Origin of the sequence: Arthrobacter sp. M2012083 (assembly GCF_000281065.1) — a bacterium.
Classification (GTDB): domain Bacteria; phylum Actinomycetota; class Actinomycetes; order Actinomycetales; family Micrococcaceae; genus Arthrobacter.
On record NZ_AKKK01000032.1, the window covers coordinates 25,307 to 48,121 of the forward strand.

24 protein-coding genes and 1 tRNA gene are annotated in these 22,815 nt (G+C 61.1%); 7 read left to right on the plus strand and 18 right to left on the minus strand.

Features of this window, described 5'->3' with window-relative positions:
* Positions 1–70: 70 nt before the first annotated feature.
* The gene (locus A477_RS0114935) at positions 71–1,039 is read right to left on the minus strand and encodes a hypothetical protein (RefSeq protein WP_017199759.1); all 969 of its coding nucleotides are present in this window, start codon (positions 1,037–1,039) and stop codon (positions 71–73) included.
* Between the two features lie 154 nt (positions 1,040–1,193).
* Between A477_RS0114935 and A477_RS0114940 the strand changes: the two genes are divergently transcribed.
* Together A477_RS0114940 and A477_RS0114945 are read left to right on the plus strand one after the other, a co-directional pair.
* Positions 1,194–1,736, plus strand: a complete 543-nt coding sequence (locus tag A477_RS0114940; RefSeq protein ID WP_017199760.1) for a peptidylprolyl isomerase — start codon at positions 1,194–1,196, stop codon at positions 1,734–1,736.
* A 21-nt stretch (positions 1,737–1,757) separates the two neighbouring features.
* On the plus strand, positions 1,758–2,615 hold the full coding sequence (locus A477_RS0114945; protein WP_017199761.1) for a rhomboid family intramembrane serine protease: 858 nt from the start codon (positions 1,758–1,760) through the stop codon (positions 2,613–2,615).
* Between the two features lie 15 nt (positions 2,616–2,630).
* Here the strand turns inward: A477_RS0114945 and A477_RS0114950 are convergent, their stop codons facing one another.
* From A477_RS0114950 to A477_RS0114980, 7 genes are all read right to left on the minus strand, one after another.
* Entirely contained in the window at positions 2,631–3,242 is a 612-nt protein-coding gene (locus tag A477_RS0114950) for a GyrI-like domain-containing protein (RefSeq protein WP_044568936.1), read from the minus strand.
* Between the two features lie 731 nt (positions 3,243–3,973).
* Complete coding sequence (locus A477_RS0114955; RefSeq protein ID WP_017199763.1) at positions 3,974–4,573, minus strand: DNA-3-methyladenine glycosylase I; 600 nt, start codon at positions 4,571–4,573, stop codon at positions 3,974–3,976.
* 104 nt (positions 4,574–4,677) lie between these two features.
* On the minus strand, positions 4,678–5,394 hold the full coding sequence (locus tag A477_RS0114960) for an alpha-ketoglutarate-dependent dioxygenase AlkB family protein (RefSeq protein ID WP_017199764.1): 717 nt from the start codon (positions 5,392–5,394) through the stop codon (positions 4,678–4,680).
* Complete coding sequence (locus A477_RS0114965) at positions 5,391–6,020, minus strand: methylated-DNA--[protein]-cysteine S-methyltransferase (RefSeq protein ID WP_017199765.1); 630 nt, start codon at positions 6,018–6,020, stop codon at positions 5,391–5,393. Before A477_RS0114965 ends, A477_RS0114960 begins: the two co-directional genes overlap by 4 nt.
* Positions 6,020–6,547, minus strand: coding sequence for an RNA polymerase sigma factor (locus tag A477_RS0114970; RefSeq protein WP_017199766.1), 528 nt, complete (start codon positions 6,545–6,547; stop codon positions 6,020–6,022). The genes A477_RS0114965 and A477_RS0114970 overlap by 1 nt, the downstream gene beginning before the upstream one ends.
* Entirely contained in the window at positions 6,547–7,056 is a 510-nt protein-coding gene (locus tag A477_RS0114975) for a methylated-DNA--[protein]-cysteine S-methyltransferase (RefSeq protein ID WP_017199767.1), read from the minus strand. The genes A477_RS0114970 and A477_RS0114975 overlap by 1 nt, the downstream gene beginning before the upstream one ends.
* Positions 7,057–7,101: 45 nt before the next feature.
* Positions 7,102–7,356, minus strand: coding sequence for a cell division protein CrgA (locus tag A477_RS0114980; protein WP_017199768.1), 255 nt, complete (start codon positions 7,354–7,356; stop codon positions 7,102–7,104).
* 155 nt (positions 7,357–7,511) lie between these two features.
* Here A477_RS0114980 and A477_RS0114985 point away from each other — a divergent pair, with 155 nt between their 5' ends.
* The 3 genes from A477_RS0114985 to A477_RS0114995 are packed head-to-tail and all read left to right on the plus strand — an operon-like array spanning position 7,512 to position 9,151.
* Positions 7,512–8,339, plus strand: coding sequence for a class E sortase (locus A477_RS0114985; protein WP_017199769.1), 828 nt, complete (start codon positions 7,512–7,514; stop codon positions 8,337–8,339).
* A gap of 3 nt (positions 8,340–8,342) precedes the next feature.
* Complete coding sequence (locus A477_RS23530) at positions 8,343–8,513, plus strand: hypothetical protein (protein ID WP_017199770.1); 171 nt, start codon at positions 8,343–8,345, stop codon at positions 8,511–8,513.
* On the plus strand, positions 8,510–9,151 hold the full coding sequence (locus A477_RS0114995; protein WP_017199771.1) for an aminodeoxychorismate/anthranilate synthase component II: 642 nt from the start codon (positions 8,510–8,512) through the stop codon (positions 9,149–9,151). The genes A477_RS23530 and A477_RS0114995 overlap by 4 nt, the downstream gene beginning before the upstream one ends.
* A gap of 106 nt (positions 9,152–9,257) precedes the next feature.
* On the opposite strand, the gene pknB is transcribed toward A477_RS0114995, so the two are convergent.
* Genes pknB through A477_RS0115030 form a run of 7 tightly spaced genes read right to left on the minus strand, consistent with a single transcriptional unit; the run spans position 9,258 to position 18,836 of the window.
* A complete protein-coding gene (gene pknB / locus A477_RS0115000) occupies positions 9,258–11,165 on the minus strand; it encodes a Stk1 family PASTA domain-containing Ser/Thr kinase (RefSeq protein WP_017199772.1) in 1,908 nt (635 codons plus the stop codon).
* A 10-nt stretch (positions 11,166–11,175) separates the two neighbouring features.
* Complete coding sequence (locus A477_RS0115005; protein ID WP_017199773.1) at positions 11,176–13,017, minus strand: protein kinase domain-containing protein; 1,842 nt, start codon at positions 13,015–13,017, stop codon at positions 11,176–11,178.
* The gene (locus A477_RS0115010; protein WP_017199774.1) at positions 13,014–14,471 is read right to left on the minus strand and encodes a penicillin-binding transpeptidase domain-containing protein; all 1,458 of its coding nucleotides are present in this window, start codon (positions 14,469–14,471) and stop codon (positions 13,014–13,016) included. Before A477_RS0115010 ends, A477_RS0115005 begins: the two co-directional genes overlap by 4 nt.
* Positions 14,468–15,898, minus strand: coding sequence for an FtsW/RodA/SpoVE family cell cycle protein (locus A477_RS0115015; RefSeq protein WP_017199775.1), 1,431 nt, complete (start codon positions 15,896–15,898; stop codon positions 14,468–14,470). Before A477_RS0115015 ends, A477_RS0115010 begins: the two co-directional genes overlap by 4 nt.
* Positions 15,895–17,598, minus strand: coding sequence for a protein phosphatase 2C domain-containing protein (locus A477_RS0115020; RefSeq protein ID WP_017199776.1), 1,704 nt, complete (start codon positions 17,596–17,598; stop codon positions 15,895–15,897). Before A477_RS0115020 ends, A477_RS0115015 begins: the two co-directional genes overlap by 4 nt.
* A 3-nt stretch (positions 17,599–17,601) precedes the next feature.
* Positions 17,602–18,081, minus strand: a complete 480-nt coding sequence (locus A477_RS0115025) for an FHA domain-containing protein FhaB/FipA (protein WP_024818875.1) — start codon at positions 18,079–18,081, stop codon at positions 17,602–17,604.
* Between the two features lie 5 nt (positions 18,082–18,086).
* Positions 18,087–18,836, minus strand: coding sequence for an FHA domain-containing protein (locus tag A477_RS0115030; RefSeq protein WP_017199777.1), 750 nt, complete (start codon positions 18,834–18,836; stop codon positions 18,087–18,089).
* Positions 18,837–19,211: 375 nt separating this feature from the next.
* On the opposite strand from A477_RS0115030, the gene A477_RS0115035 reads away from it, so the two are divergent.
* Positions 19,212–19,294 (plus strand) — tRNA-Leu (locus tag A477_RS0115035).
* Positions 19,295–19,370: 76 nt separating this feature from the next.
* Here the strand turns inward: A477_RS0115035 and A477_RS0115040 are convergent.
* On the minus strand, positions 19,371–20,069 hold the full coding sequence (locus A477_RS0115040; RefSeq protein WP_017199778.1) for a FadR/GntR family transcriptional regulator: 699 nt from the start codon (positions 20,067–20,069) through the stop codon (positions 19,371–19,373).
* A gap of 10 nt (positions 20,070–20,079) precedes the next feature.
* Positions 20,080–21,207: an L-talarate/galactarate dehydratase gene (locus A477_RS0115045; RefSeq protein ID WP_017199779.1), complete on the minus strand. Its 1,128-nt coding sequence runs from the start codon at positions 21,205–21,207 to the stop codon at positions 20,080–20,082.
* 146 nt (positions 21,208–21,353) lie between these two features.
* Here A477_RS0115045 and A477_RS22370 point away from each other — a divergent pair, with 146 nt between their 5' ends.
* Positions 21,354–22,064 (plus strand): hypothetical protein, encoded by a 711-nt coding sequence (locus A477_RS22370; RefSeq protein ID WP_157367101.1) that lies wholly within the window; start codon positions 21,354–21,356, stop codon positions 22,062–22,064.
* 24 nt (positions 22,065–22,088) lie between these two features.
* Here the strand turns inward: A477_RS22370 and A477_RS0115055 are convergent, their stop codons facing one another.
* Entirely contained in the window at positions 22,089–22,805 is a 717-nt protein-coding gene (locus tag A477_RS0115055) for a TetR/AcrR family transcriptional regulator (RefSeq protein ID WP_017199781.1), read from the minus strand.
* Positions 22,806–22,815: the final 10 nt, after the last annotated feature.

Sequence of the window (22,815 nt, forward strand, 5' to 3'; positions counted from 1 at the left end):
ACCCCGGCAGTAGCCGGGGTCCCTTCAGTATTTGACTTGACGGCCAACGTCCGAGGCCGTAGGTCAGCTCTTAGTTTTGTGCACTTTTGGCGTCGGAGTCCTTGCCATCAGTGTCCTTGTGCAGGCTTGCCGCAATATTTTTGACGGCAGTCTTGGCATCGGTTGCCACCTTGTCGGTGGAATCCTCAACGTTTTTGAAAGCGTCCTTGGTTGCCTGCTCGACTTCAGCTTCGGCTTCCTCCGGCGTGAGGTCCGATGCCTTCGGCTCAGCAACCGTGGCTGTGACCGAGGCATCGGCCGGAGCCGGAGTTGAAGTCGTTGCCGGAACGGGAGTGGGCGTTGGCGTGACCGGAGAAGGCGTCTTCCACGGATCTTCAACCGGTTTGGAGGCCTTCCAAGCAGCAACGCCGGCAGCAGCAGCGGCAGCAATGACCGTGACGATCAACCATCCGCGCTTCTTGGGCTTGGGCTGTTCCTTCACTAACGCGGCGGAAACCGCCTTGCTGGCCTGGTCAGTAACTGCCTTGATCTGCTTACCGGTGGCCTGAGCCTGCTCTTGCACGCTGTGGACAACGCCGGAATCAACTAGTTTCTGCGCGACTGCGTCCACCTGTGCAGGAGCGTTCTCGAGAACGTGGTGAACAGCTACGGAAGCTTGGCCCAACTGCTCCGAGAGCTTAGGCAAGTACTCCACCACCACCTTGTCCCGTGCGTGGCCAAGGGCAGGGGTGGCCTTGTTGAGCGTCTCCTGGATCCTGGGTGTCGCATCTTCAACTACGTCATGGATCTTCGGCGCGAGATGCGCCAGCCCGTCCTGGATCCGCGGCGTAACAACTGCAACGCCATCGGCGAGGTTGTGCGCAGCGGACTTCAGCCCCTCTTGGATCTTGGGGGAAGCGGTGTCAATGCCGTGCTGGATACGCGGAACAGCCCAATTGACGGCTGCTTCCACACGCGGTGCAGCCCAGTCGCGGGCGTTATCCACACCGGCCGTGACTGATTGTTCGAGTTCGCGGGCAATACGGTCTGATTTCTTCACAACTACCTCCCGATACACATGCTCGTTTGTTGCTAGCCTACGTCGCTTGTGGAACACCGGCTATTCATCTGTTCGAGTTAGTCCCGGATTTCACCGAGCGCGGAACCGGCTTTACAGCCCGACGGGCGTTGACCCTGCATGGAAGAATGTTCCCATGACCATCGCAACCGCAAAAGCAACGATCCACACGAGCCTCGGCGACATCAAGGTTGACCTCTTCGGCAACCACGCCCCTAAGACGGTCGCCAACTTCGTTGGCCTGGCCACGGGCGAAAAGTCCTGGAATCACCCGGAAACCGGCGAAGACAAGACCGGCACGCCCCTTTACAACGGCACCATCTTCCACCGGATCATCAAGGACTTCATGATCCAGGCCGGCGATCCCCTCGGACGCGGCGTGGGTGGCCCGGGCTACCAGTTCGACGACGAAATCCACCCGGAACTGACCTTCAACGCTCCGTACAAGCTTGCTATGGCTAACGCCGGCATCCAGATGGGCAAGGGCACCAACGGGTCACAGTTCTTCATCACCACCGTGAACACCGACTGGCTGTTCGGTAAGCACAGCATCTTCGGCGAGGTCTCGGATGAGGAATCCCGCAAGGTTGTGGATGCCATCGAGTCCGTCCGCACCGGCATGGGTGACCGACCGGTTGAGGACGTCGTCATCAACAGCATCGACATCGAACAGCTCTAGTCGCAGGCTGAACCAGAGCCCATGAGTTACGGAATTCCGTCGGCTGAGCCGTCCGCTGATATTCCGGTGTGCCCCAGGCACCCGGACAGGCCCTCCTATGTGCGGTGCCAGCGTTGTGGACGCCCTGCGTGCCCCGAGTGCCAGCGGGCGGCCGCCGTCGGATTCCAATGCGTTGACTGCGTCAACGAACAAAAACGTACGACGCCGACGTACCGCTCCCCGTATGGCGGATCCTTGGCAGTGGGCCGGCCTTTGGTGACGTACGTAATCATTGGCCTGTGCGCCTTGGTTTACGTCCTTCAGTGGATCGTGCCCGGCGACGCGGTCTTCGAAAATTTCGCGTTCGCCAACATCTTTGCTGTCAGTGAACCCTGGCGGATGGTCACGGCAGCTTTCCTGCATTCCCAAGGCTTCCTGCTTCATATAGTCCTGAATATGTACACGCTGTGGATCTTCGGACAGGCCCTTGAGCCTTTGCTCGGGCGGATCCGGTTCCTGGCTGTGTACTTGATTTCCGCAATTGGTGGCTCGGTGGGCTTCCTTGCCCTCACACCCACCACCGTGCCCGCTGTGGGCGTGGTGGGTGCTTCCGGGGCCATCTTCGGCCTGTTCGGTGCCATGCTTGTGGTGCAGCGTCATCGGGGCGGAGAGACCAAGCAACTTTGGGTTTTGATAGCTATCAATGGCGCCATCGGCTTCTTTGTGCCCAGCATTGCGTGGCAAGCGCACCTGGGCGGCTTGATCACAGGTGGCCTGGCTGCCGCTGCCATCGCCTACGCCCCTCGCGGCAAGAACCAGGCGCTGCTGCAAACCGGCGGGTTGGTCCTGGTGGCAGCTCTCCTGGCCGTAGTCACTTGGTTCCGCGTCACCGCTGGCTAGCGAGCCCCTTTTCCGTCATTCTTTGACCGGCTGTCGCAGGATGGTCCTAAGCTTTTCCGGTGCGGTACGGCGAGGATCGCCGAGGTAGATTTCATGATGCTTGCCGGTCATCGTCAGCGAATTTTCCGGTATGAACTTGTTGTGCATCTCCTCCAGCACTGGACCTTCATCGTCGTAAGGACCTATGTGAAGCGTTTGCACGCTCAAGCCTTCATGGAGCGGCTCCAAGCGAAGTGCCTCCAGAAGCGGGGCCTCCCCCTTCCTGGCGACCGTCTCCACCGCGATGTCGACGTGCTCTTGGGTGATCCAGTCGGGGACCATGTTCATCAGCGTCCAATCCCAGCGTGACTTATCCCTGGCACTCGTGAATGACTCCATGTCATCCGACCACCACAGAGCCTCGAGTGGCATCACCGTGTAGTCCTGGTCTAGCTGACTCTTGCTGAAGAACTTCAGCTTGTAGGCAACGGGATACAACGAAGCCAGGCTGTCCCTATAAGACTGTGCCGTGTTGGGGTCCCCGTGACCATCGATCATCAGGAACTGCAGCGTGGGCACTGTAATCACTGAGAACAAGCGGTGCTTCGCGGCGTAGCTGGAGATTTGCTTCTTGAAGTCGCTCTTCATGGAAACACCGTACTCGCAGAGCTTATCCACAGGTGTTATCCACACTGTGAGTAACTTACAACTGTGTAGTTCTTCGCATTAACCGTCCGCATGCTTGTCAGAACGGTAGATATCCCCCGACTGGCATGCATTTCTCCACACCTGTGGATAACCTTGTCCCCGGGGAGTGAAGATATGTGGAAAAACACCACAAATTGCCGGCCTCTGTGGATAACCCTTTTAATGGCCTCCTAGGGCGCCGCGTATCAACAGGCTTATCAACAGTGTTAATAACTTACATGCGTGTAGTTCAGCTTCCGGAAAGTGCCACATAGCCCGGGAAACCAAAGATCCAGGACAGGAAACCCACACCTTATCCCCATCTGTGGATAACTTGTGGGTAGGGAGTTGTTGTTAAGTGGGTAAGTCATCCCCTGTCGAGGGTGATGACGGAGACCTTGGAATTAGGGAAGGCCAGCCCCGAAGTCCGCTCCGAGGGGGCCTTCGGCAAACCAGGCAATCCTTGAACGCTGAACTCTGGGTGAAGTTTGTGGCACTATCCACAGCGCGGTACACAGTGGGTACAAGTGGACGGCTCAGGCGTCGGGGCCACGATCGCCGGGTTCCTGCTAATTTTCGGGATAAGTATGTGGATGTCCACAGAAGTTATCCACCCCTGTGGATAAAGTTACGCACTTCTGTGGACAAGGGCTGTGGACTGCTCCAGGCGTTCACTGCGGCAGGCCGAAGGTTCAGGCCCAAACTCCTGAGCTACCCCGACGGTGGCTGTTCACCAGATGTGTATCAACGATGCCCACCGCTTCCATAAGGGCATACATGGTGGTTGGGCCCACGAAAGCGAAACCCTTCTTCCTGAGTGCCTTGGACAACGCGATCGATTCAGGGGAAGTCGTGGGGATGTCCGCCAATGAGCTGGGAGTCGGCGTACTCCCGGGCTGGAACGACCACACGAATTCCACCAGGCCCCCCTCTTCGCGCAAAGAAATCGTGGCCTTGGCGTTGGTGATCGCGGCATTGATCTTTGACCTGTTGCGCACAATCCCGGCGTCAAGCATGAGCCGCTCCACGTCAGTCTCGGTGAAGGCTGCGACACTCTCCGGATGGAAGTCCAGGAAGGCTTTCCTGAAGGCGTCCCGTTTCCGCAGAATGGTGGCCCAGGAGAGGCCGGCCTGGAACGCTTCGAGGCTGATGCGCTCATACATGCCCTGCTCATCGCGGACGGGCATTCCCCACTCCTGATCGTAATACGCCTGCATGAGGGGATCCGAGGCGGCCCACAGCGGGCGCGCCAGCCCATCCTTGCCTACGATGGTGCCGTTATCCGGGCTCATGCATGCTCCTCTGCAGCCGCACCGCCAAAGCGGTGGGACGATAATTCAGCTTCAAGGGCTAGTGTGCCCGGCACCTCAGACATTCTTGTAATGGCACCGCGGCACTAGGACAATCCCGTAACTCTCATGGTGATGTTGATCCGCCCTCGCGAGAGGCCACAACCATCAGGTGCCGTTCCCGGGAGGACCTTCGGAATGCCGTGATAAGCGAACCGTGACGGTCCGCCAAAGACGAAGAGATCTCCGGAGCGAAGTTCAACATCCGTATATGGCTTGGTCCGCGTCTGAGTATTGCCAAAGCGAAAGTGGCAGGTCTCCCCGATGCTGAGCGAAACAACCGGTGCGTTGGAGCGTTCATCCTTGTCCTGGTGCATGCCCATGGCGGCACCGTCGTCGTAGAAGTTCACCAGCGCGGCATCCGGTGTGTAATCCATCGCCAGCGTTCTCAGTGCTTCATCGCCTTCCACACCTGAGGTGTAGGCCGCTTCCACCGCTTGCCTCCCCAAGCGCACCATCCAGTCCGGAAAGTCGAGCACGGGACGGCCGTTGACGTCGGTGGCTTCCCTTGTGTACCGGTATGGCTGCCAGTGCCAACCAAGGCATACAGTCCTTACCGACATCTGGTGTCCGCCAGGGAGGGTCGCGGCACGCAGGGGAACCGGTCCGTGTGTCCATTCACCAAACCGCGCCACGATCCAACGTTGCTGCTCAAGCGTGAGCCAGCCAGGTACATGGACTGCGCCGGGCGCAACCAGTCGGGGACCGGCGTCGTGCCCTTCCGCCTGCAGAAGTTCAAGCGGAAACAGGGCGTCGTCACTCATGCCGCTGCCTCAAGGCGGAGCAGCGCGCGTTTGGCCTCGCTTCCGCCAAGGTAGCCGCCAAAACTGCCATCAGATTTCACTACCCGGTGACACGGCACGATGAGGGGCAAAGGGTTGGTGGCGCAGGCGGTTCCGACTGCCCGGACCGCATTGGGGCTGCCGGCAGCTTGGGCCACCTGGGCATAGCTGGCTGTGCTGCCGTACGGGATCCGAGGCAGGTGGCGTAGGACGTTGAGGCGGAAACCGCGGCACAAACGGAAGTCCAACGTGAGATCGAACTCCGTCCTCGTGCCTTCGAAGTACTCGTCAAGTTCCCGGGCGGCATCGTCCAATCGTGCTGGTGCCTGAAGGATCCGCGGACTCACAGCGTTTGCCAGGAGCTGCAGGACGGAGTCGTGGTCTTCCAGCTCGAACGCCACGCGGACAATTCCCCGATCTGTCGCGGCCAGGAGTAGCTTCCCGACTGGGGAGTCCACAACCCTGTAAGCGATGTCCAAGGTGTGAGTGAGTTGAGCGTCGCGGGCCAACCGGGCGTGGAGGCTGGCAATGGCTGGTTCGAGTCCTGCATCCAGGGGGTGAAGGAGGGAAACGACCTCGGCGTGATCGGGGCTGAGTTCCAGGGTCATCAGATATCACCTTTCGAGGATGTGTGAGCCAGCGACTGATGTGCCGAAAGAGCGGAGCGCAGTGTTTTCACGCCGTCAGCACCGGCACGGCGGGCAGCCTCGGCGGTGCCACCCAACAGGGCAGCAACATCGTTGTAAGGAAGACCGGCGAGATAGTGGTAAGCCACGGCCTGGCGCTGTTTCAGCGGAAGCCTCGTGACGGCGTCGAGCAATTCCTCATGCCCGTCACCGGGAATGCCGAGGCTGGAGTGTTGTTCGGGTGGGTGGTCCACCGGCAGGGCGCGGCGGGTACCGGCACGCACATGGTCGATGCATTTGCGGTGGGCGATGGTGACGAGCCAGGCTTCAACGTTCGCCCCTGCAGGGAGGGCGGGGTAAGCCTGCAGGGCGGCCAGGAACGTATCTGACCACGCATCATCGGCGTCGTGCACACCGAGAACTGCACGGCACACCCGAAGCACGGTGGCACCCTCTTCCCGGACCACTGCTTCGAACGGCCTCTTGTTGACCATTTGCCCTGGCTTCATTAGAAAAGCTTGCCCTCCCGCACTTCTGCCGGCTCTTCCAACTCCAAGAGGAAGCGCTTGTTCCGAAGGCCCCCCGCGTATCCGGTGAGTTGTCCGTTGCGTCCCACCACGCGATGGCAAGGAATGATGATGCTTAGGGGATTGCGTCCAACGGCGGAGCCAACAGCTTGAGCAAGATGAGGATCCCCCAGCTCTGATGCCAACTCCCCATAACTGACGGTTTCACCGAAGGGAATATGTTGAAGCCGATTCCAGACTTTCTCCTGGAAGGGATTGCCCAAGGCTTCGAAGGGCACATCGAAAACCGTCCGATGGCCACCCAAATACTCTTCAAGCTCGGCTTGGGTCCGAGCGAAAACCGGGTCCTGGACGTCAACGGCATTGCCGAAGTAGTCCGAAGGGGGCATATGCCAATGACCCTCGTAAAAGATGCCCGTCAAAAACTCCCCGCGGGCAGTCAGTGTCAACTGCCCCAACGGGGAATCCAAGGTGGTGTGCCGGCTGCTCATATCTTGTAGACGTTCACGGGCACGGAAATGTGAGGTGCGGAATTCCTAGGAGCGCCAGCGAGTGGTCATCAGGAAGCCGATGATCGCGATCCCAAAGCCTGCAACGATGTTCCACGAGGCCCACTCGCGGATGGGGAGTTGGCCTTCAGTGATGTAGAACGTGATGATCCAGATCAGGCCGAGAATCATCAGGCCGAACATGACAGCCTTGTACCAAACCGGGTTCGGCTTGTACTGCTGCGCTGCGGAAGTCTGCTGGGCCTGACGGGCAGGCCGCTTGCGGGGCTTGGACTCGGGCACGGATCCTCCTGGCTGTTCGGTTAATACCCGTTCCGCCAGCCTTGATATCCTGCAGGAAGGAAATTTCCAGCGGTTAACGGCCACACGGCGTTCCGGGTTGGTTCTAGCTGTCAAGTCTAGCCGCAACCTGGGTCCGCCCGTGCCGCCCGCGCCCTATGCAAGGAGACCCTGTGGCGCATCAGCAGCAGACGGCGGCTTCAGCCATGCCGTCCGCCCGCCAAGGGCAGGAACTGCGCCCGCGAAAGCGCCTCAGGGCGTCGGAGGTCATCCGAAAAATCAGTCAGATCCTGGGCGAACTGCTTATCACTGCTGGCATCGTCCTGCTCCTCTTTGTGGGCTGGGAACTGTGGTGGACCAACGTTCAAGCGGACGCAAAGCAGACTGAGGCGGTCAAGAGTTTCGCACAGGAATTCTCCGGTCCCGTAACTCCCGCAGCACCCGCCGCACCTGTGGATTATGGGCCGCCCGTGGTAGCTCCGGCACCGGCATATGCCGGGATGATCGGAATTATGTACATCCCCCGCTTCGGCCCCGACTACACGCGCCCTATCATCGAGGGCACCGGTTCGGACGTCTTGGACACCTTGGGACTTGGACATTACGGCAGCACCTCCATGCCCGGCGCGCCGGGAAACTTCGCAGTGGCGGGCCATCGCCAAACCCATGGCGCGGTACTGGATAACATCCACACCTTGGTTCCCGGTGACAAGATCTATATCCAGACGGCTGACGGCTACTACACCTACGTCTTCCGCAATAACCAGATTGTCCTCCCCGATCGCACGGACGTCTTGATGCCCGTCCCCACCGAGGCCGGAGTGCAGCCCACGGAAAGTATCCTCACCATGACGAGTTGCAACCCGCGGTTCGGGGCACAGGAACGCATCATTGCCTATTCAATACTGGATAGTTGGCAACCTGCCTCAGCGGGACCGCCGTCGGACATTGCCGCCCAAGTAGCCCGGGCGCACGGAAAGGGGTAACGGATGTACGCGTGGATCTTCCGTAATTTACCAGGCCCCCTGTGGGTGCGGATCCTGACATCCTTGGTGCTGGTGGGCGTAGCCCTGGTACTGATGGTCGAGTTCCTCTTCCCGTGGTTCTCCCAATTCACCACTTTGACCGACTCAACGATTGGTTTAGTGCAGCAGCCATGAGCACAACAAAAATCCTTGTAGTGGATAACTACGACAGTTTCGTTTACACGCTGGTGGGATACCTCCAGGAACTCGGTGCAGAGACAACAGTGGTCCGTAACGACGACGTGACGCTTGCCGAGGCAACCGAGCTCGCAGCAAGCCGCGACGGCGTCCTCGTCTCCCCGGGTCCTGGCACCCCTGCCGAAGCGGGCGTCTGCATCGAGCTCATCAAGTGGTGTGGCGAGGCCGCCAAGCCTATGTTCGGTGTCTGCTTGGGACACCAGGCCCTCGCAGAGGCGTACGGTGGCGTGGTGACTCACGCGCCGGAACTTATGCACGGCAAGACTTCCCCCGTCAGCCACGAAGGGAAGAGCGTTTTCGCAGGCCTCCCCTCACCAGTGACAGCGACGCGCTACCACTCACTCGCAGCAGTACGGGACTCCATCCCGGACGTCCTGGAGATCACCGCCGAGACAACCAATGGAGTGGTGATGGGGCTGCAGCACAAGACCGCTCCCCTGTGCGGCGTCCAGTTCCACCCGGAATCGGTGCTCACTGAAGGCGGATATCAGATGCTGGGTAACTGGTTGGAGTCCCTGGGCATGACCGGGGCAGCCGAACGCGCGTCGAAGCTGAGCCCGCTGATCAAGCAGTAAATAACCCACAGACCGTCTGTCGCGGGCCGGTGACCGGAAGCGTGCGTCAAAGCGACGAAGGAGCAGCACGCAGAGGTCGGCGGACGCGACCGACGCAGAAGCCCCCTTACTTCTTGGTAGTCGTGGGCTTCGGCGTCGGGGTCGGTTTTTCGGTCTCTGTTGGCGTCGGGGTGGGTGTGGGCGGTGGGGCCGGGGCCTTGGCCACCGTGACAGTTACCACCTTGCCCTGGGCCACTTCAGTGTTGAACGCGTCGCTCTGAGCTGTGACCGTTCCCGCCGCAACTTGAGAGTTCTCTTGCTCCACCACTGCCATGGTCAGTCCGTTGGCCTTCAGCGCCGCTTCGGCTTCAGCCAAGGGCAACGCGATCAACTGGGGCATGAGGACCTTGCCCGTTGAAACCTGCAGCTCCACCTTGGAATCCACGGCTATGGCGCCACCAGGGGCGGGAGCCGTGCTGATCACAACGCCTGCGGGGACGGTGGGACTGTGGGTCAGGGTGGTCACGATGTCACCTGTGATGCCGAGCCTGCGCAAAGCGTCGCGCGCGTCCGAGTCAGTGCGCCCCACGATGTCCGCCGGGATGGTTACTGAGCTGGGACCGCTGGAAATTTTGAGGATGACTTCAGCATCCTGTTCCAACATTGCGCCGGCAATCGGCGTCGTTCCGATGGTCATGTCCTTGGCCACGGTGTCGCTGGGCTCACGCACGGACTTGGGTTTCAGTTTGGCTGTGAAGAGTTCCTGGATCGCCTGGCTTTCGGACATGTTGGTCACTACCGGTACGGCGATTTTTGCCGGGGGCGGTGGTTGCATGTTCATCAGGCTGTAGAGCCAGAAGCCACCGCCGGCCAGCACCAGAACCGTGAAAATCACCAAGGTGGCGACCCAGGCACGACGGCGGGACTTCTGGCGCGCCGGCAACTCACGTTCGGGTGGGAGGCCCAAGGGAAGAGGCTCTTCCTGGGGCTGATCAACTGGCTCGTCCTTGAACTGCCCGGCATCGAGGAAGCCCACGGCTGTGGTGCTCAAAAGCTCTGTTGCCGGATCTTCGGGTTCCACGAGGTCGTTGGGATCGGTTGGAGCCTCACTGGCCGCCACAGCAGGCACGGGGATGCCGTTACTGGCCGCGCGCAGGGCACGGCGGAAGGCGGCAGCGTCTTGGAAGCGATCTGTCCGGCTCTTCTGGAGTGCCTTGACCAGGACTGAGTCCAGGGCTTCGGTGACTTCCGGGTTGTGGGCACTGGGCAGGTCCGGGGTCTCGCGGACGTGCTGGTAGGCGACGGATACGGGGCTGTCGCCTATGAAGGGTGGCCGGCTGGTCAGCAGTTCGAAAAGAAGGCAACCGGCCGAGTAAAGGTCACTGCGCGCATCCACCGTTTCACCACGGGCCTGCTCCGGCGAAAGGTATTGGGCAGTGCCCACCACGGCTTGTGTTTGCGTCATGGTGGCAGCGGAATCGGCCATGGCACGCGCGATGCCGAAGTCCATGACCTTCACGTCGCCGGTGTCTGCACAGACCATCACATTTGCTGGCTTGATGTCGCGGTGAACGATGCCTGCGCGGTGGCTGTATTCGAGCGCTCCAAGGACTCCCAAGGTGAAGCCGATGGAGTCCTCCACTCCAAGCTCGTTGGCCTTGATCATGTCGCGCAGGGTGCGTCCGGCCACGTACTCCATGACGATGTAAGGGACACGCACGTCTTCGCCCGGGCCCCCCGGAACCGAGTATTCTCCGGTGTCGAAGATAGCCACGATGGAGGGATGGTTCAATGCCGCTACAGCTTGGGCTTCACGCTTGAAACGGGCCTGAAACTGGGGATCCCTTGCGAGGTCTGCACGCAGCACCTTGACGGCAATGGTCCGTCCCAGCAGTGTGTCGGTGCCGCGGTAGACGTCCGCCATGCCGCCACGACCGATCAGCTCGCCAAGTTCATAGCGGGAATTGAGGATGCGCTGGGAGGACACAGGTGTGCTCTCCTCTCGATGCGCAGGACCTGGACGTGGCGTTGACATAGCGGCTTACTTAATCGCTCGGGCTGCCGGAGCCGCTGGGGGTGGCACTCGACGAGCCGGGGTCAACCGGAACCAGTGCCTTGGACAGGTAATAAGTGACTGTGGAGCCTGCGGGGACCTGGGTTCCAGCCGCCGGTGAGGAACGGACGAACGTTCCCGGCTGTTGGCCGATGGCACCGTTCACAGGTTCTCCGGCAACCCACAGGAGCCCCGCTCCTTCAATGGCCTGCCGAATCCGCGATTCGTCAACCCCAACACCGATTGCGGGGACAGCGACCAATTCGGGGCCCTTGGAGTAGGTGACGGTGATGGTTTCGCCAGGCTCACGAGGCCCGGTGGGGTTGAGAGTCGTCACGATTCCTACGGCAGCTGTGTCGTCGAAGACCTCCTGGCCGTTGACTCCAAAGCCCAAGGCACGAAGTTGCGCGCTGACAGTTTCGAAAGGCTGACCAACATACTGCTCGGGGATGATGTTGATTTTCTGTGGAACCGACTGCGTGGGCTGCGGTGCCTCAGAGGTCTCCGTGGGCCGTGGCGTGGGCGTAGCCGACGTGGAGGTAGGACTCGCGCTCCGGCTGGGGCTCGTGGTGGTGGACTCAGTGGGCGCGGGGCTCGGCGAGAAGAATCCCGACTGGGAGATCAGGAAACCAACCAAGGCAAACAGGACCAGCAGGATCAGGGCCACAAGGGGCCAGGTCCACGGGCTGCGCTTCTTGCGTTCCGGCTCGGCATCGTCGAAGTTCTCTTCTTCGGTGTAGACCACTTCGTCGTCGTTGAGCTGACGTTCCGCCTCAAGCGCGTTTGCACGCGTCAGGGGGTTGTCGGATGACGCGGCGGCGGCTCCAAGAGCAGCCCCTGCTGCCCCGGCACCGAGCACCGGCAGGGCGGACGTCGCCGTCGTCGACTGTTCCTTGCCATAAGGCGAGGTAACGACGCCGGTGGGTGCCGTTGCGGTGTCCACCGGCGCAGTGATGGGTCCGGTATTGGATTCGAACAACAGCATGCCGGGGACGGCGGCGTGGGCCGTGGCGATGTCACCGTTGCGGATGGCTTCCGCGGCTTCGGCCAGCTTGATGGCGTTGGCAGGACGGTTCTTGGGATCCTTGGCCAGCATGGACATCAGCAGTGCCCGCACGGGGGTGGGCAGCGTTTCCGGAAGGGGCGGCGGTGCGTCATTCACCTGGGCCAGGGCAATGGCAATCTGGGACTCGCCGGAGAACGGACGGTGCCCGGTGAGGCACTCGTAGCCGATGACGCCGAGCGAATAAATGTCCGAAGAACCCGTGGCGGTCTGGCCGGTTGCCTGCTCAGGCGCCAGATACTGGGCGGTGCCCATGACCTGGCCGGTCTGTGTGAGCGGCACCTGGTCAGCCAACCTGGCAATGCCGAAGTCGGTGACCTTGACGCGGTTGTCGGGCGTGATCAGCAGGTTGCCAGGCTTGATGTCGCGGTGGACTAGGCCCTGTGCGTGCGCAACGGCAAGGGCGCGCGCTGTCTGCGAGATGATGGAGAGCGTCATGTCCGGCGAGAGCACCTGCTCCCGTTCGAGGATGCCGCTCAGGGGGTGTCCGGGAACGAGTTCCATGACCAGGTAGGCCGAACCGGCTTCCTCGCCGTAATCGAAGACGTTGGCGATGCCCACGTGGTTGAGGAGTGCGGTGTGACGCGCCTCGGCACGGAAGCGCTGAAGGAACCCGGGGTCACCCGTGTATTCCTCCTTGAGCACCTTGATGGCAACGATCCGGCCGAGGATCTGGTCCTTGGCCTTCCAGACCTCGCCCATGCCGCCAATCGCAATGCGACTGGTCAGCTGGAACCTGCCGCCGAGTGTGATTCCCGAAGTAGGCCTCACTTATTCAACACCGCCTCAAAAATCTTCTTTGCGTTCGGACTGGTTAGCTGGGCCCCGGTTTGCACGTCCACACTCTCCATGACAATGGTGACGGCTACTTGCGGGTCGTTTGCCGGGGCGAACCCGGTAAACCATGAGTTGTTCAAACCTGAGTCACCGAGCTCGGCCGTGCCGGTCTTGCCGGCCACCTTGACGCCGGGAACGGCTGCGCCCCTGGCGATACCGTTATCCACTGCGCTGGTCATCCACTCGGTGATCTGGCTCGCGATGGGCTGCGTGGTGCTGGTGCGGAGCGCCTCAGGCTTGGGTTCGTTGATAACGCGCAGATCGGGTGCACGGATGGCCTCAACCAGGTTGGGCTTCATCTGCACACCGCCGTTGGCGATGGCCGCCGTCATCAGGTTGATCTGCAGCGGCGTGGCTTTCACGTCGCGTTGACCCACCGACGACTGGGCCAACTGGGCCTGATCCAAGTCCTCAGGGAAGACACTGACCGCCTGTTGGAGCTTGAGCTGGTCGCCGAAGGTTTCGCCAAAGCCAAACTTCTGGGCCTGCTCCCGGATGGCATCCTGGCCAAGGTCCAGTGCGATGCTGGCAAACGGAGTATTACAGGACTGCTCCAAGGCAAAGGCGAAGGACGCTGTTTCGCGAACGTTGCAGTTACCACCGGCGTAGTTGGGGAGGCTGGCACTGCTGCCGGGTAGCGGCAGGCTGCTGGGGTTCGGGAGCTCGCTGTCTTTGTTGTACTTGCCCGAGTTCAGCGCAGCCGCGGTATCAATGAGCTTGAAGACCGACCCGGGTGAGAGCAGGTTACCCGTAGGGCCGCTGACGTTTTGGTTCAGGTTGATGCCCGGAATCTGGTTCAGCTGAGCGTAGTTGGCCTCAGCCGTGGTGCGGTCATGCGAGGCAATCAAGTTGGGGTTATACGACGGCTTGGAAACCATCGCGAGGATAGCGCCGGTCTTGGGGTTGGTGACCACAATGGAACCGCGCTGCCCCTCAGGAATGAGGTCGAACGCCAATTGCTGGAGGGCAGGGTCCAAGGTCAGTTCCACTGATGCGCCTTTGGGCTCCTTGCCCAGGAACATCTGGCTCATACGATCCAGGAACAGTTGATCTGAGTTTCCGGCCAGGGTTTCCCCCATGGATTGTTCCAGGCCGGTGGAACCAAAGAACTTGGAGAAGTATCCAGTGATGCCGGCGTAAAGCTCCGGCTGGTTGTACTGACGCTGGAATGCACAGGATTCTGTTCCGGTTACGGACTCAGCCACAGGTTTTCCACCCACAATGATGGAGCCACGTTCGTTGCAGAACGATGCCAAAACGGCGCGCTGGTTCCAAGGATTGGCGTTGAGGTCGTCAGCGCCAATGACCTGAACGTAGCTGATGGCGCCGAAGATCAACGCAAACATGGCGACGGCAGCCATCCAGCTGCTGCGAATAGCCTGGTTCATTGTTGCTTCACCGCCTCTGTTGGTGCGCTAGGTGTCTGGCCTGTGGCCGGTTTACGTGTTCCCGGAGTGCTACTGCTCGCCGGAGGCTTGTTGACCATGGGAGTGGTGTCCACTGGTCCGCGGGCCGTGTTGGAAATCATGAGCAGCAGGCCAACGATTATCCAGTTGGCCAGAAGCGAGGAACCACCAGCGGCAAGGAACGGAGTAGTGAGGCCGGTCAAGGGAATGAGCCGGGTAACTCCACCGATGACGACGAAGCACTGCAGGGCAATCGCAAAGGACAAACCGCACGCCAGGAGCTTTCCGAACGCGTCCCGGGTGCCCAATGCTGCACGGAAGCCGCGAGTGAAGAGCAACAGATAAAGCATCACCACGGCGAAGAGGCCAATCAGGCCCAGCTCCTCGCCGATGAGGGCAACGATCATGTCGCTGTTGGCGAAGGGCACCAGATCCGGCCTGCCCTGGCCAAGGCCCGTGCCAACCAGTCCGCCGTCGGCCATCCCGAACAAGCCCTCTACGATCTGCCCGCTACCACCGGGAGACCTGCCGAAGACCTCAGGCGTGAACGCATTGATCCAGCTGTCGATGCGGAAGGCCACGTGCGAGAAGATCTGGGAGGCAATGAAGCCGCCGCCCAAAATCAGAAGCAGTCCGATGACCACCCACGAGATCCTGCTGGTGGCCACATAGATCATCACGATGAACAGGCCGAAGAACAGGATGGAAGATCCAAGGTCACGCTGGAACACGAGAACACCAATGCTCACCAGCCAGGCTGTGATCATGGGACCAAGGTCCTTGAACCGCGGGAACTGCATGGGGCCGATCTTCCGGCCGGCCAACAGAATCAAGTCCCGGTTGGAGGATAGATACCCGGCAAAGAATATGGCGAGGGTAATCTTGGCGATTTCACCGGGCTGGAACGTCATGGGACCCACTCGGATCCACACGCGCGCACCCAGGATTTCGCCTGCGGAGATTCCCGGAATCAATGGAAGGACCAGGAGGAAAGCACTGGCTGCCAAGGAGATGTACGTAAAGCGGCGAAGGATGCGGTGATCCTTAAGGAACCAAATGACGGCGATGGAGACTGCCATGGCGATGAGAGTCCACCGAAGCTGATTGTTGCCCGTATCGTCCGCGGGACCGTCCATGCGGTGAATCAAGGCAAGCCCGAGTCCGTTGAGAGCTACAACGATAGGAAGTATTACTGGATCGGCATATTTTGCCCGGAGTCTGAGCACCACGTGGAACGCGAAAGCTGCAACCGCCAGGAGGCTCGACTGGAACCAAAAATCGCTATCCAGCCCGACTTCGGAGTTGATGCTTACCAACGCACTTGCGCCGATGCCTACGGCCAGGGCCAGGACGATGAGGGCCAGCTCAACATTCCGGCGGGGTTTGGGGGCAATGTCGGTCTGCATCATTTGGCCGCCTCGCAGGGAGTCGGGACGGGTGAAGGAGTGGGGCTGGCAACGGCAGCCGTGCTGGGTATGGGCACAGCGGCTGACGGCGAGGGCGTCGGGGCTGCTGATCCCGAAGCTGTGGCCGTTGGGGTGGTGTTCGGGCAGTTGGCTGAAGCGCTGCCCGTGTTCCTCAGGTTCTCTACAATGCCCTGTGCACTGTCGAGGTCACCCGCCGGAACTGTCTGGCGTACGCTCTGCTGGCCGTATTCCGGCAATGAATCCACCCTGATATCGGTAACGGCTTCTAGCCGTGAGAGCTGAATGGGTCCGAGCCTCTGAGAGATCCCGTTGAAGATGGCGACCCGCTGATCGTACTCACCTACGTAATAGCGGGTCTGTGTCCAGGCATAGCCAAGCCACAGTCCAACCACGACGCCCAGGACCACAACGGCCGCGACAGCAGGCATGAGCCAACGCACACGGCGACGCGTGGGCTCTTCCATCTCCATACGGTCTTGTTCTGCTTTATGCGTGAGGACCGTTGCTGCCCTGCGTGCGACGGTGCGGCCGGCCACGGTGGGAATGGAGCCCGTTTCAGCTGCCGTGGCTGCAGCGCCAACTAGTTCATGGGGGCGGCTGGCCAATTCCTCGCGCAGCACTTCAGCCGACAGATGCTCGCCAAGATGGGGGTCGGTGGTGGTGGGAGGCTCTGTGGACTCGTCTGACGATGCAGCCTCGTCCTCTTTGTCGCCCGGATCCCCCGCGCTAAATGATGATCCAGCATCGGCATCCCGCGAGGCTTTGGCATGGGACTCGGCTTTGGCGCCCTCTGCCGCTTTGTCCGCAGCCAATTCATCAGCCGATTTGGTAGCCGTGACCGTCTCGGGCTCGTCAACCGCGGCAAGCGCTGCTGCCGGAACGACGTCGACGGCGGCCGTGTTGACGTCGTCGTCGGTCTCCTCAGCAATCTCCAGCATCACGACGGTGACGTTGTCCGGGGCGCCGGCTTCCAGCGTCAGATCCACCAGGATCTCAGCACATTCGCGCAGGTCCTTGGTTTCGCGGACCATGCGCTCCACCACATGGCCGGCCACATAGTTCAATCCATCGGAGCAAAGCAGCCAGCGTTCGCCCGGTTCGACGTCCAGGACATCCAAGTCCAGCTCAGGGCTGGCATCGACGTCCCCGAGGACCCGCATGAGGACGTTCTTGTGCGGATGCGTTTCCGCTTCCTCCGGGCGGAGGCGGCCTTCATCAATGAGGCGCTGCACGAACGTGTGGTCAATGCTGACCTGCTCGAACTTCTTGTTACGCAACCGGTAGGCACGGGAATCGCCAATGTGGGCGAAGTGAAGCTTGCGGCCCTCCAAGAGCAGTGCCGTGACCGTAGTGCCCATGCCGGAAAGCTTGGGATTCTGGTGGACAAGCTCGGAGAGCAGGGAATTCGCGGTCTGGATCTCGTCGGCCAGTACGGTGTCCGCGCCTTCAGGGTAATCGTCATGATCAAGGTGGATCATGTCCAGGACCGTTGAAGCGGAGGCGACATCACCGCCGGCGTGACCGCCCATGCCATCGGCCACCACTGCAAGATGGCGGCCCACATATGCGGAGTCGTCATTCTTGGAGCGGATCCGTCCGACGTCGGAACGCGCGGCGTAGCGCATGATGAGCGGGCGCTCCGCAGGCTTTTCCTGGCCTTTGGGGGTCTCGGGAGCGGCCATGGACTACGGCCTCAATTCAATGACCGTCTTGCCGATTCTCACGGGGACGCCAAGCTCAACCGGCAAAGCGCGGGTGAGCTGTTGATCGGCCAGGTAGGTGCCGTTAGTGGAGCCGAGGTCTTCGATAAACCAGCGGCTGCCCTGCGGGAACAGACGTGCATGCCGCCCGGAAGCGTAGTCATCTTCCAGGACGAGGGTGGCCTCCTGTGCTCGGCCGAGCAGGATAGGGCTGGCGGCCAAGGGAACCGTGGTGCCCTTGAGGGGACCCTCAGTGACTACCAGTGTGCGTGCATGCTGGATTGCCGGCGGCGGAGAAGCTGCGAGCTCAGGGTGCTTGCGGACTTCGCGTGCGGTGGGAACGCCAGTCACGGCCTTGCGGCCGATCTGGAAGTCGCGGCGCATGGTGGTCACAATGCTGAAGATCAGGACCCACAGCAAAAGGAGGAACCCGAAGCGAAGCGCTGTAATGGTCAGTTCGCTGATGTCGTTCACGCGTGGCCACCCGGGGTTTGGGGGAGGAGGCGGAAAATGATCTTGGTACGTCCCATCGTGATGGTTGAGCCGTCTGTCAGCTCCACGCTGCCGTTCACTTTGTGCCCGTTGACGTAACTGCCATTAGTGGAGCCGAGGTCAACGGCCCAGGTGCCGCCATTCTCAGTGCGGACCTCAAGGTGTTTCCGTGAAACGCCTGTGTCATCCACAAGGATGTCGGCTTCGGATGAGCGGCCCAGCACCACGGAGTGGGCGTTGAGGGAATACCGCTGGCCACCAATGTCCAGTACGGGCTGGAGGCGGGTGGGTTGCCGTGCCGGGGCAGCAGGAACATGGGCACGTGGAGCTTGTGGAGCAGGAGCCGCGTCACCGGACGATTTCTCGGTCCGGGAATTGATTTCGAAATGTCCCGCGCGTTCTTCGTCATTGCGCCGGAACGAAATGCGGACGGCGCCTTGGAGCGTGTAACCCTGGCTGCGGACGTGCTGGATAACGACGTCGCACAGTTCCTCGGCGAGGGGTGTTCCCCATTCCTGGGCCCGGGCAAAGTCTTCATCGCTGAGGAGGACATCAAAAACGTTGGGAGCGAGTGTCCGCCCGGCTGCGATGGTAATGGACTTGTTGTCCAACTCGCGCCTCAGCTTGCTTGCGATCTCCACTGGCTCAACACGTGCCCGCGACCCCGTGGAGAAGACGTTGCGGACGGCCTTTTCAATGCCGCGCTCGACTTTGTCCAGCAAACCCATGGTCCTTCTCCTTTCCTTGCCGCGGCACCCATTGTGCCTGGTCCGATAGTCCGTTCATTGCTCCGTCTGCGCACACGGCGAAGTACGCGCCTGACGGCCCTTCCACTTCCCGATACTACTGGGACTGACTGGGAATGGCCTTAATCCACAACGCCTTGCGACCCGGAAAAGTTCGTTCCCGGCCCTTGTTGGCGCGGGAGGCGGGGATTGAAATTTTCGTTCGGTTCAGCTGTTGTTGGGGTTCTTCCGGGCTCGATGGGCCCTCCTCCTCCCGGCCGATTGGTGTTTTGCTCCGGATGTCCGTTATGCTTGATCTCGCTGCTTTTGAAGGAAACGAAGCTGGGAGACCAGGCGGAGTCCGGAAAAAGAAGTTGCGCGCGAGTGGCGGAACGGCAGACGCGCTGGCTTCAGGTGCCAGTATCCGAAAGGGTGTGGGGGTTCAAATCCCCCCTCGCGCACGCAATCGAAAGAGCCCCGGTCTTAGGACCGGGGCTCTTTCGTTGTCCCTGAACCCTGCTTGGGCGGGGCGGGAGGTCAGTTCCCCGTGGAACCTGTGAAGCGGCGTCGTGAATTGCTCAGGTGCAGGCGCATGGCGGCCGCGGCAGCCACTGGGTCGCCCTCCGCGATTGCTGCGTATATAGAGGAGTGTTCGTGGACCACTTGCTCGAAGCGTCCTCGGGAATCTTGCTCATCGCCTGAAACGAGGCGTGGGCGGGGCATGGTGATCATGGTTTGGCCCAGGGCGGAGATGCAGTCCGTATAGAAGGGGTTGCCGGTGGCCGCTGCGACTGCCCGGTGGAACTCGAAATCGGCTTTCATTGAATGGGCCGGGTGGCCTGAGCTCGCAACGAACTGTTCCAAGGCGCCGTGCGTGGCCTTCAGCTGGTGTTCTGTGTGGTTCCGGGCGGCAAGTGCTGCGGCTTCGGTCTCGACGCCGATCCGGAAGTCGAGCATCTGCAGCCGCTCTTCCACACTGCCAACGACCCGTGTTCCTGGTGCGGGCGTGGGTCCGTCCGCGGGCGGGGTCAGCGCGAAGCTGCCCCGTCCGCGTTCGGTTTCCACAAGTCCCTCGGCCTGCAAGCGGGTGAGGGCCGAACGCACAACGGTCCGGCTCACACCGAACTCGCTAATGAGGGTGTTTTCGCTGGGGAGCTTCTCACCTGGCTGGATGATGCCGTCGACGATGCGGTTGCGAAGGTCGGCGGCGAGATCCGCGGTCAGGTTTCGGCTCATGGGTTCAAGATTACGCGCCGAACTCCACGGATTCGGTGGTCCATGCCCGGGCCTGATCGCTTAAGGTGACACCTAATCCAGGGCGGTCCGGCACGATCATGCGGCCATTCTTGGTTTCCAGGCGCTCCTCGAACAGCGGGTCCAGCCAGTCGAAGTGCTCAACCCAAGGCTCGCGCGGGTAGGCGGCGGCCAAGTGCAGGTGGATTTCCATGGCAAAGTGCGGGGCGAGGCCCAGCCCTCTTTCATCAGCCAACGCCGCGAGCCGCAGGAACTGGGTGATACCGCCAACGCGGGGAGCGTCGGGCTGGATAATGTCGCAGCTGTTGGCATCGATGAGGCCCTTGTGTTCCGCGACGGACGCCAGCATTTCACCGGTGGCGATGGGCGTGTCCAATGCCTGGGCAAGATGCGCATGGCCCTCGAAGTCATAGGCGTCCAGCGGTTCTTCGATCCAGATGAGGTTGAATTCTTCAAGTTGGCGGCCCATGCGCAGTGCAGTGGGACGGTCCCACTGCTGATTTGCGTCCACCATGAGGGGTACGTCCCAGCCGATGTGCTCGCGAACTCCGGCGACGCGGCGAAGATCTTCCTTGGAGTCCGGCAGGCCGACCTTGATCTTGATGCCGCCAATCCCTTCCTCAATGGACCGGGTGGCGCGTTCCTTGACCTCATCCAAAGTGGCGTTGAGGAAGCCACCGGACGTGTTGTAGGTCTGGACCGAGTCTCGGTAAGAGCCCAGGAGCTTGGCAAGGGGGAGCCCGGCGCGTTTGGCCTTGAGGTCGTAGAGGGCAATGTCTATTGCGGCCAGGGCTTGCGTTGCTACACCGGAACGCCCCACAGAGGCGCCGGCCCACAGAAGCTTGGTATAGATCTTGCCGATGTCGTTGGGGTCCTCGCCGATGACGCCCTCTGCGACCTCCTTGGCGTGGGCATATTGGGCGGGCCCGCCTGCGCGCTTGGAGTAACTGAATCCGATGCCGCTGTGACCCTGCTCCGTGGTGATCTCAGCGAACAGGAACACCACTTCGGTCATGGGCTTCTGGCGGCCGGTGAAGACTTTGGCATCACTGATGGGGACGGCGAGGGGTAACCGTGCCGTGGACAGCTTGATGTTTCGAATGAGATCTACGGGGCTCATGGTTCTCCTAGTGGATGGGGCATCCTTGCCTGCTGCTTAGGATACAAGTTTATAACTTGTACTACAAGAAGATGGCCCGCAAAAAAACTTGCAGGTGGGCGGTTCACGTTGAGCGTCCATTGCCCGTGTACTCGTAGACTCCCTGTGTGTCAGAACGAAAAACAGGACAAAGAATGGCCGGCTATCACGAGGACTTGCGGGGCAGGCCTCCCTTGGGCAGGAAAGCTGTCCCGGGCAAGGCCCGGAAGAGCCTGAAGGCAGCCATTGGTGCCGTCACGCTATCCCTTGTCCTGGCCGCCTGCTCGGGGGCTGTCTCCGGCAATCAAGCGACCGGACCGGATGCCGGCGAGTTCGACACCCTGACGTCCGAGGGCGCCGAACGCATAACGTCACAGGGGGCCGCGAAGCTGGATATGACTACGGGGAGACTCGACAAGGAGGCCGTGGGCCTACCCGCGGACGCTGCAAAAGGCCCCTTGATCTTTGCCCGGGACGGCCGCGAGATTCAGGTCAGCATCGCTGGTCCCAAAGGAACCGTGTCTGGAAGTTCCGACACCCTCAAATTTGCAACGGACTCCGCGCGTTCCGACTTCAAAGAAGTTACGCTCTACCATCGATTCGACAAATGGGAGGACCTGGAAAAGGACGTTCGTGACGCGGTTTCCCGTTACGGGTTGGACGCCGATGACGCAGAATATTGGCTCCAAAATGTCACCAAGACCAGCAGCCCGGCCGATCTGTTCAAGCACACGCTGGGTCCGGGTACATCTACTGGCTTGGCGGTGACCTACGACATTGTCTATGACTTCCCGGATCCGTCCGTCATCAGCGTTCGCGTGAGCCCCTTGGAAGGCTGAGCACGGCGCGTCAGTGGGGGACGCCTACTTCCGGAGTGCCCCGAACCCCGTAATCAGCGCCTCGAGCCCCAGGTTGAATGCGACGTCGGTCGGGCGCGCGTGCTCCTCAGCAGCTAGCCGGTCCACGGCGGCGGTGAAGTTGGGGACCTGCTCGGCGAGGCTGCCGGCGTCGAAGATGTCCTCCGGCGCGGTGACGTCATAAGCGGCACCAAAAACGAACGCTTCCAAAGCCACGATCGCCGAGATGATCTTCTCTTCGGGGAACCCGGCATCGCGGAAGCCTGCAGTCACGGCCTCGTACATCGCCAAGGTTTTGGGGGCATTTGCTACGGGAAGCACTGCAATCACGGGTATCAGCGGCGTATGCTCCGAGAATACGTCGCGGTAGGACCACGCCCAACGACGCACTGCAACATCCCATGGCTCCGAGCCGAAAGCCGAGACGTCCACCATCGCCGCCAAGTGGTCTTCCACCAGCAGCAACACGTCATCCTTGGAGGCTACGTGGTTGTACAGCGCAGATGGCGCGACGCCAAGGGAGCGAGCCAGGGCCGCCATGGTGAGTCCGTTGTAACCCTTGTTGCTGATCAACTCAAGCGCCGCCGTCGTGATGCCGTCCTGGTCCAGGATCGCTGCCGTCGGTCGGCCGGCGCGGCGGCGTACGGAGCCGGCCGGGAGGGCGGAAGGTGCGGGCGTTGGTGCGGGCATCGGAGGCCTTTCTGCTGCCTGTGTCCCCAGCATTATTCCACCG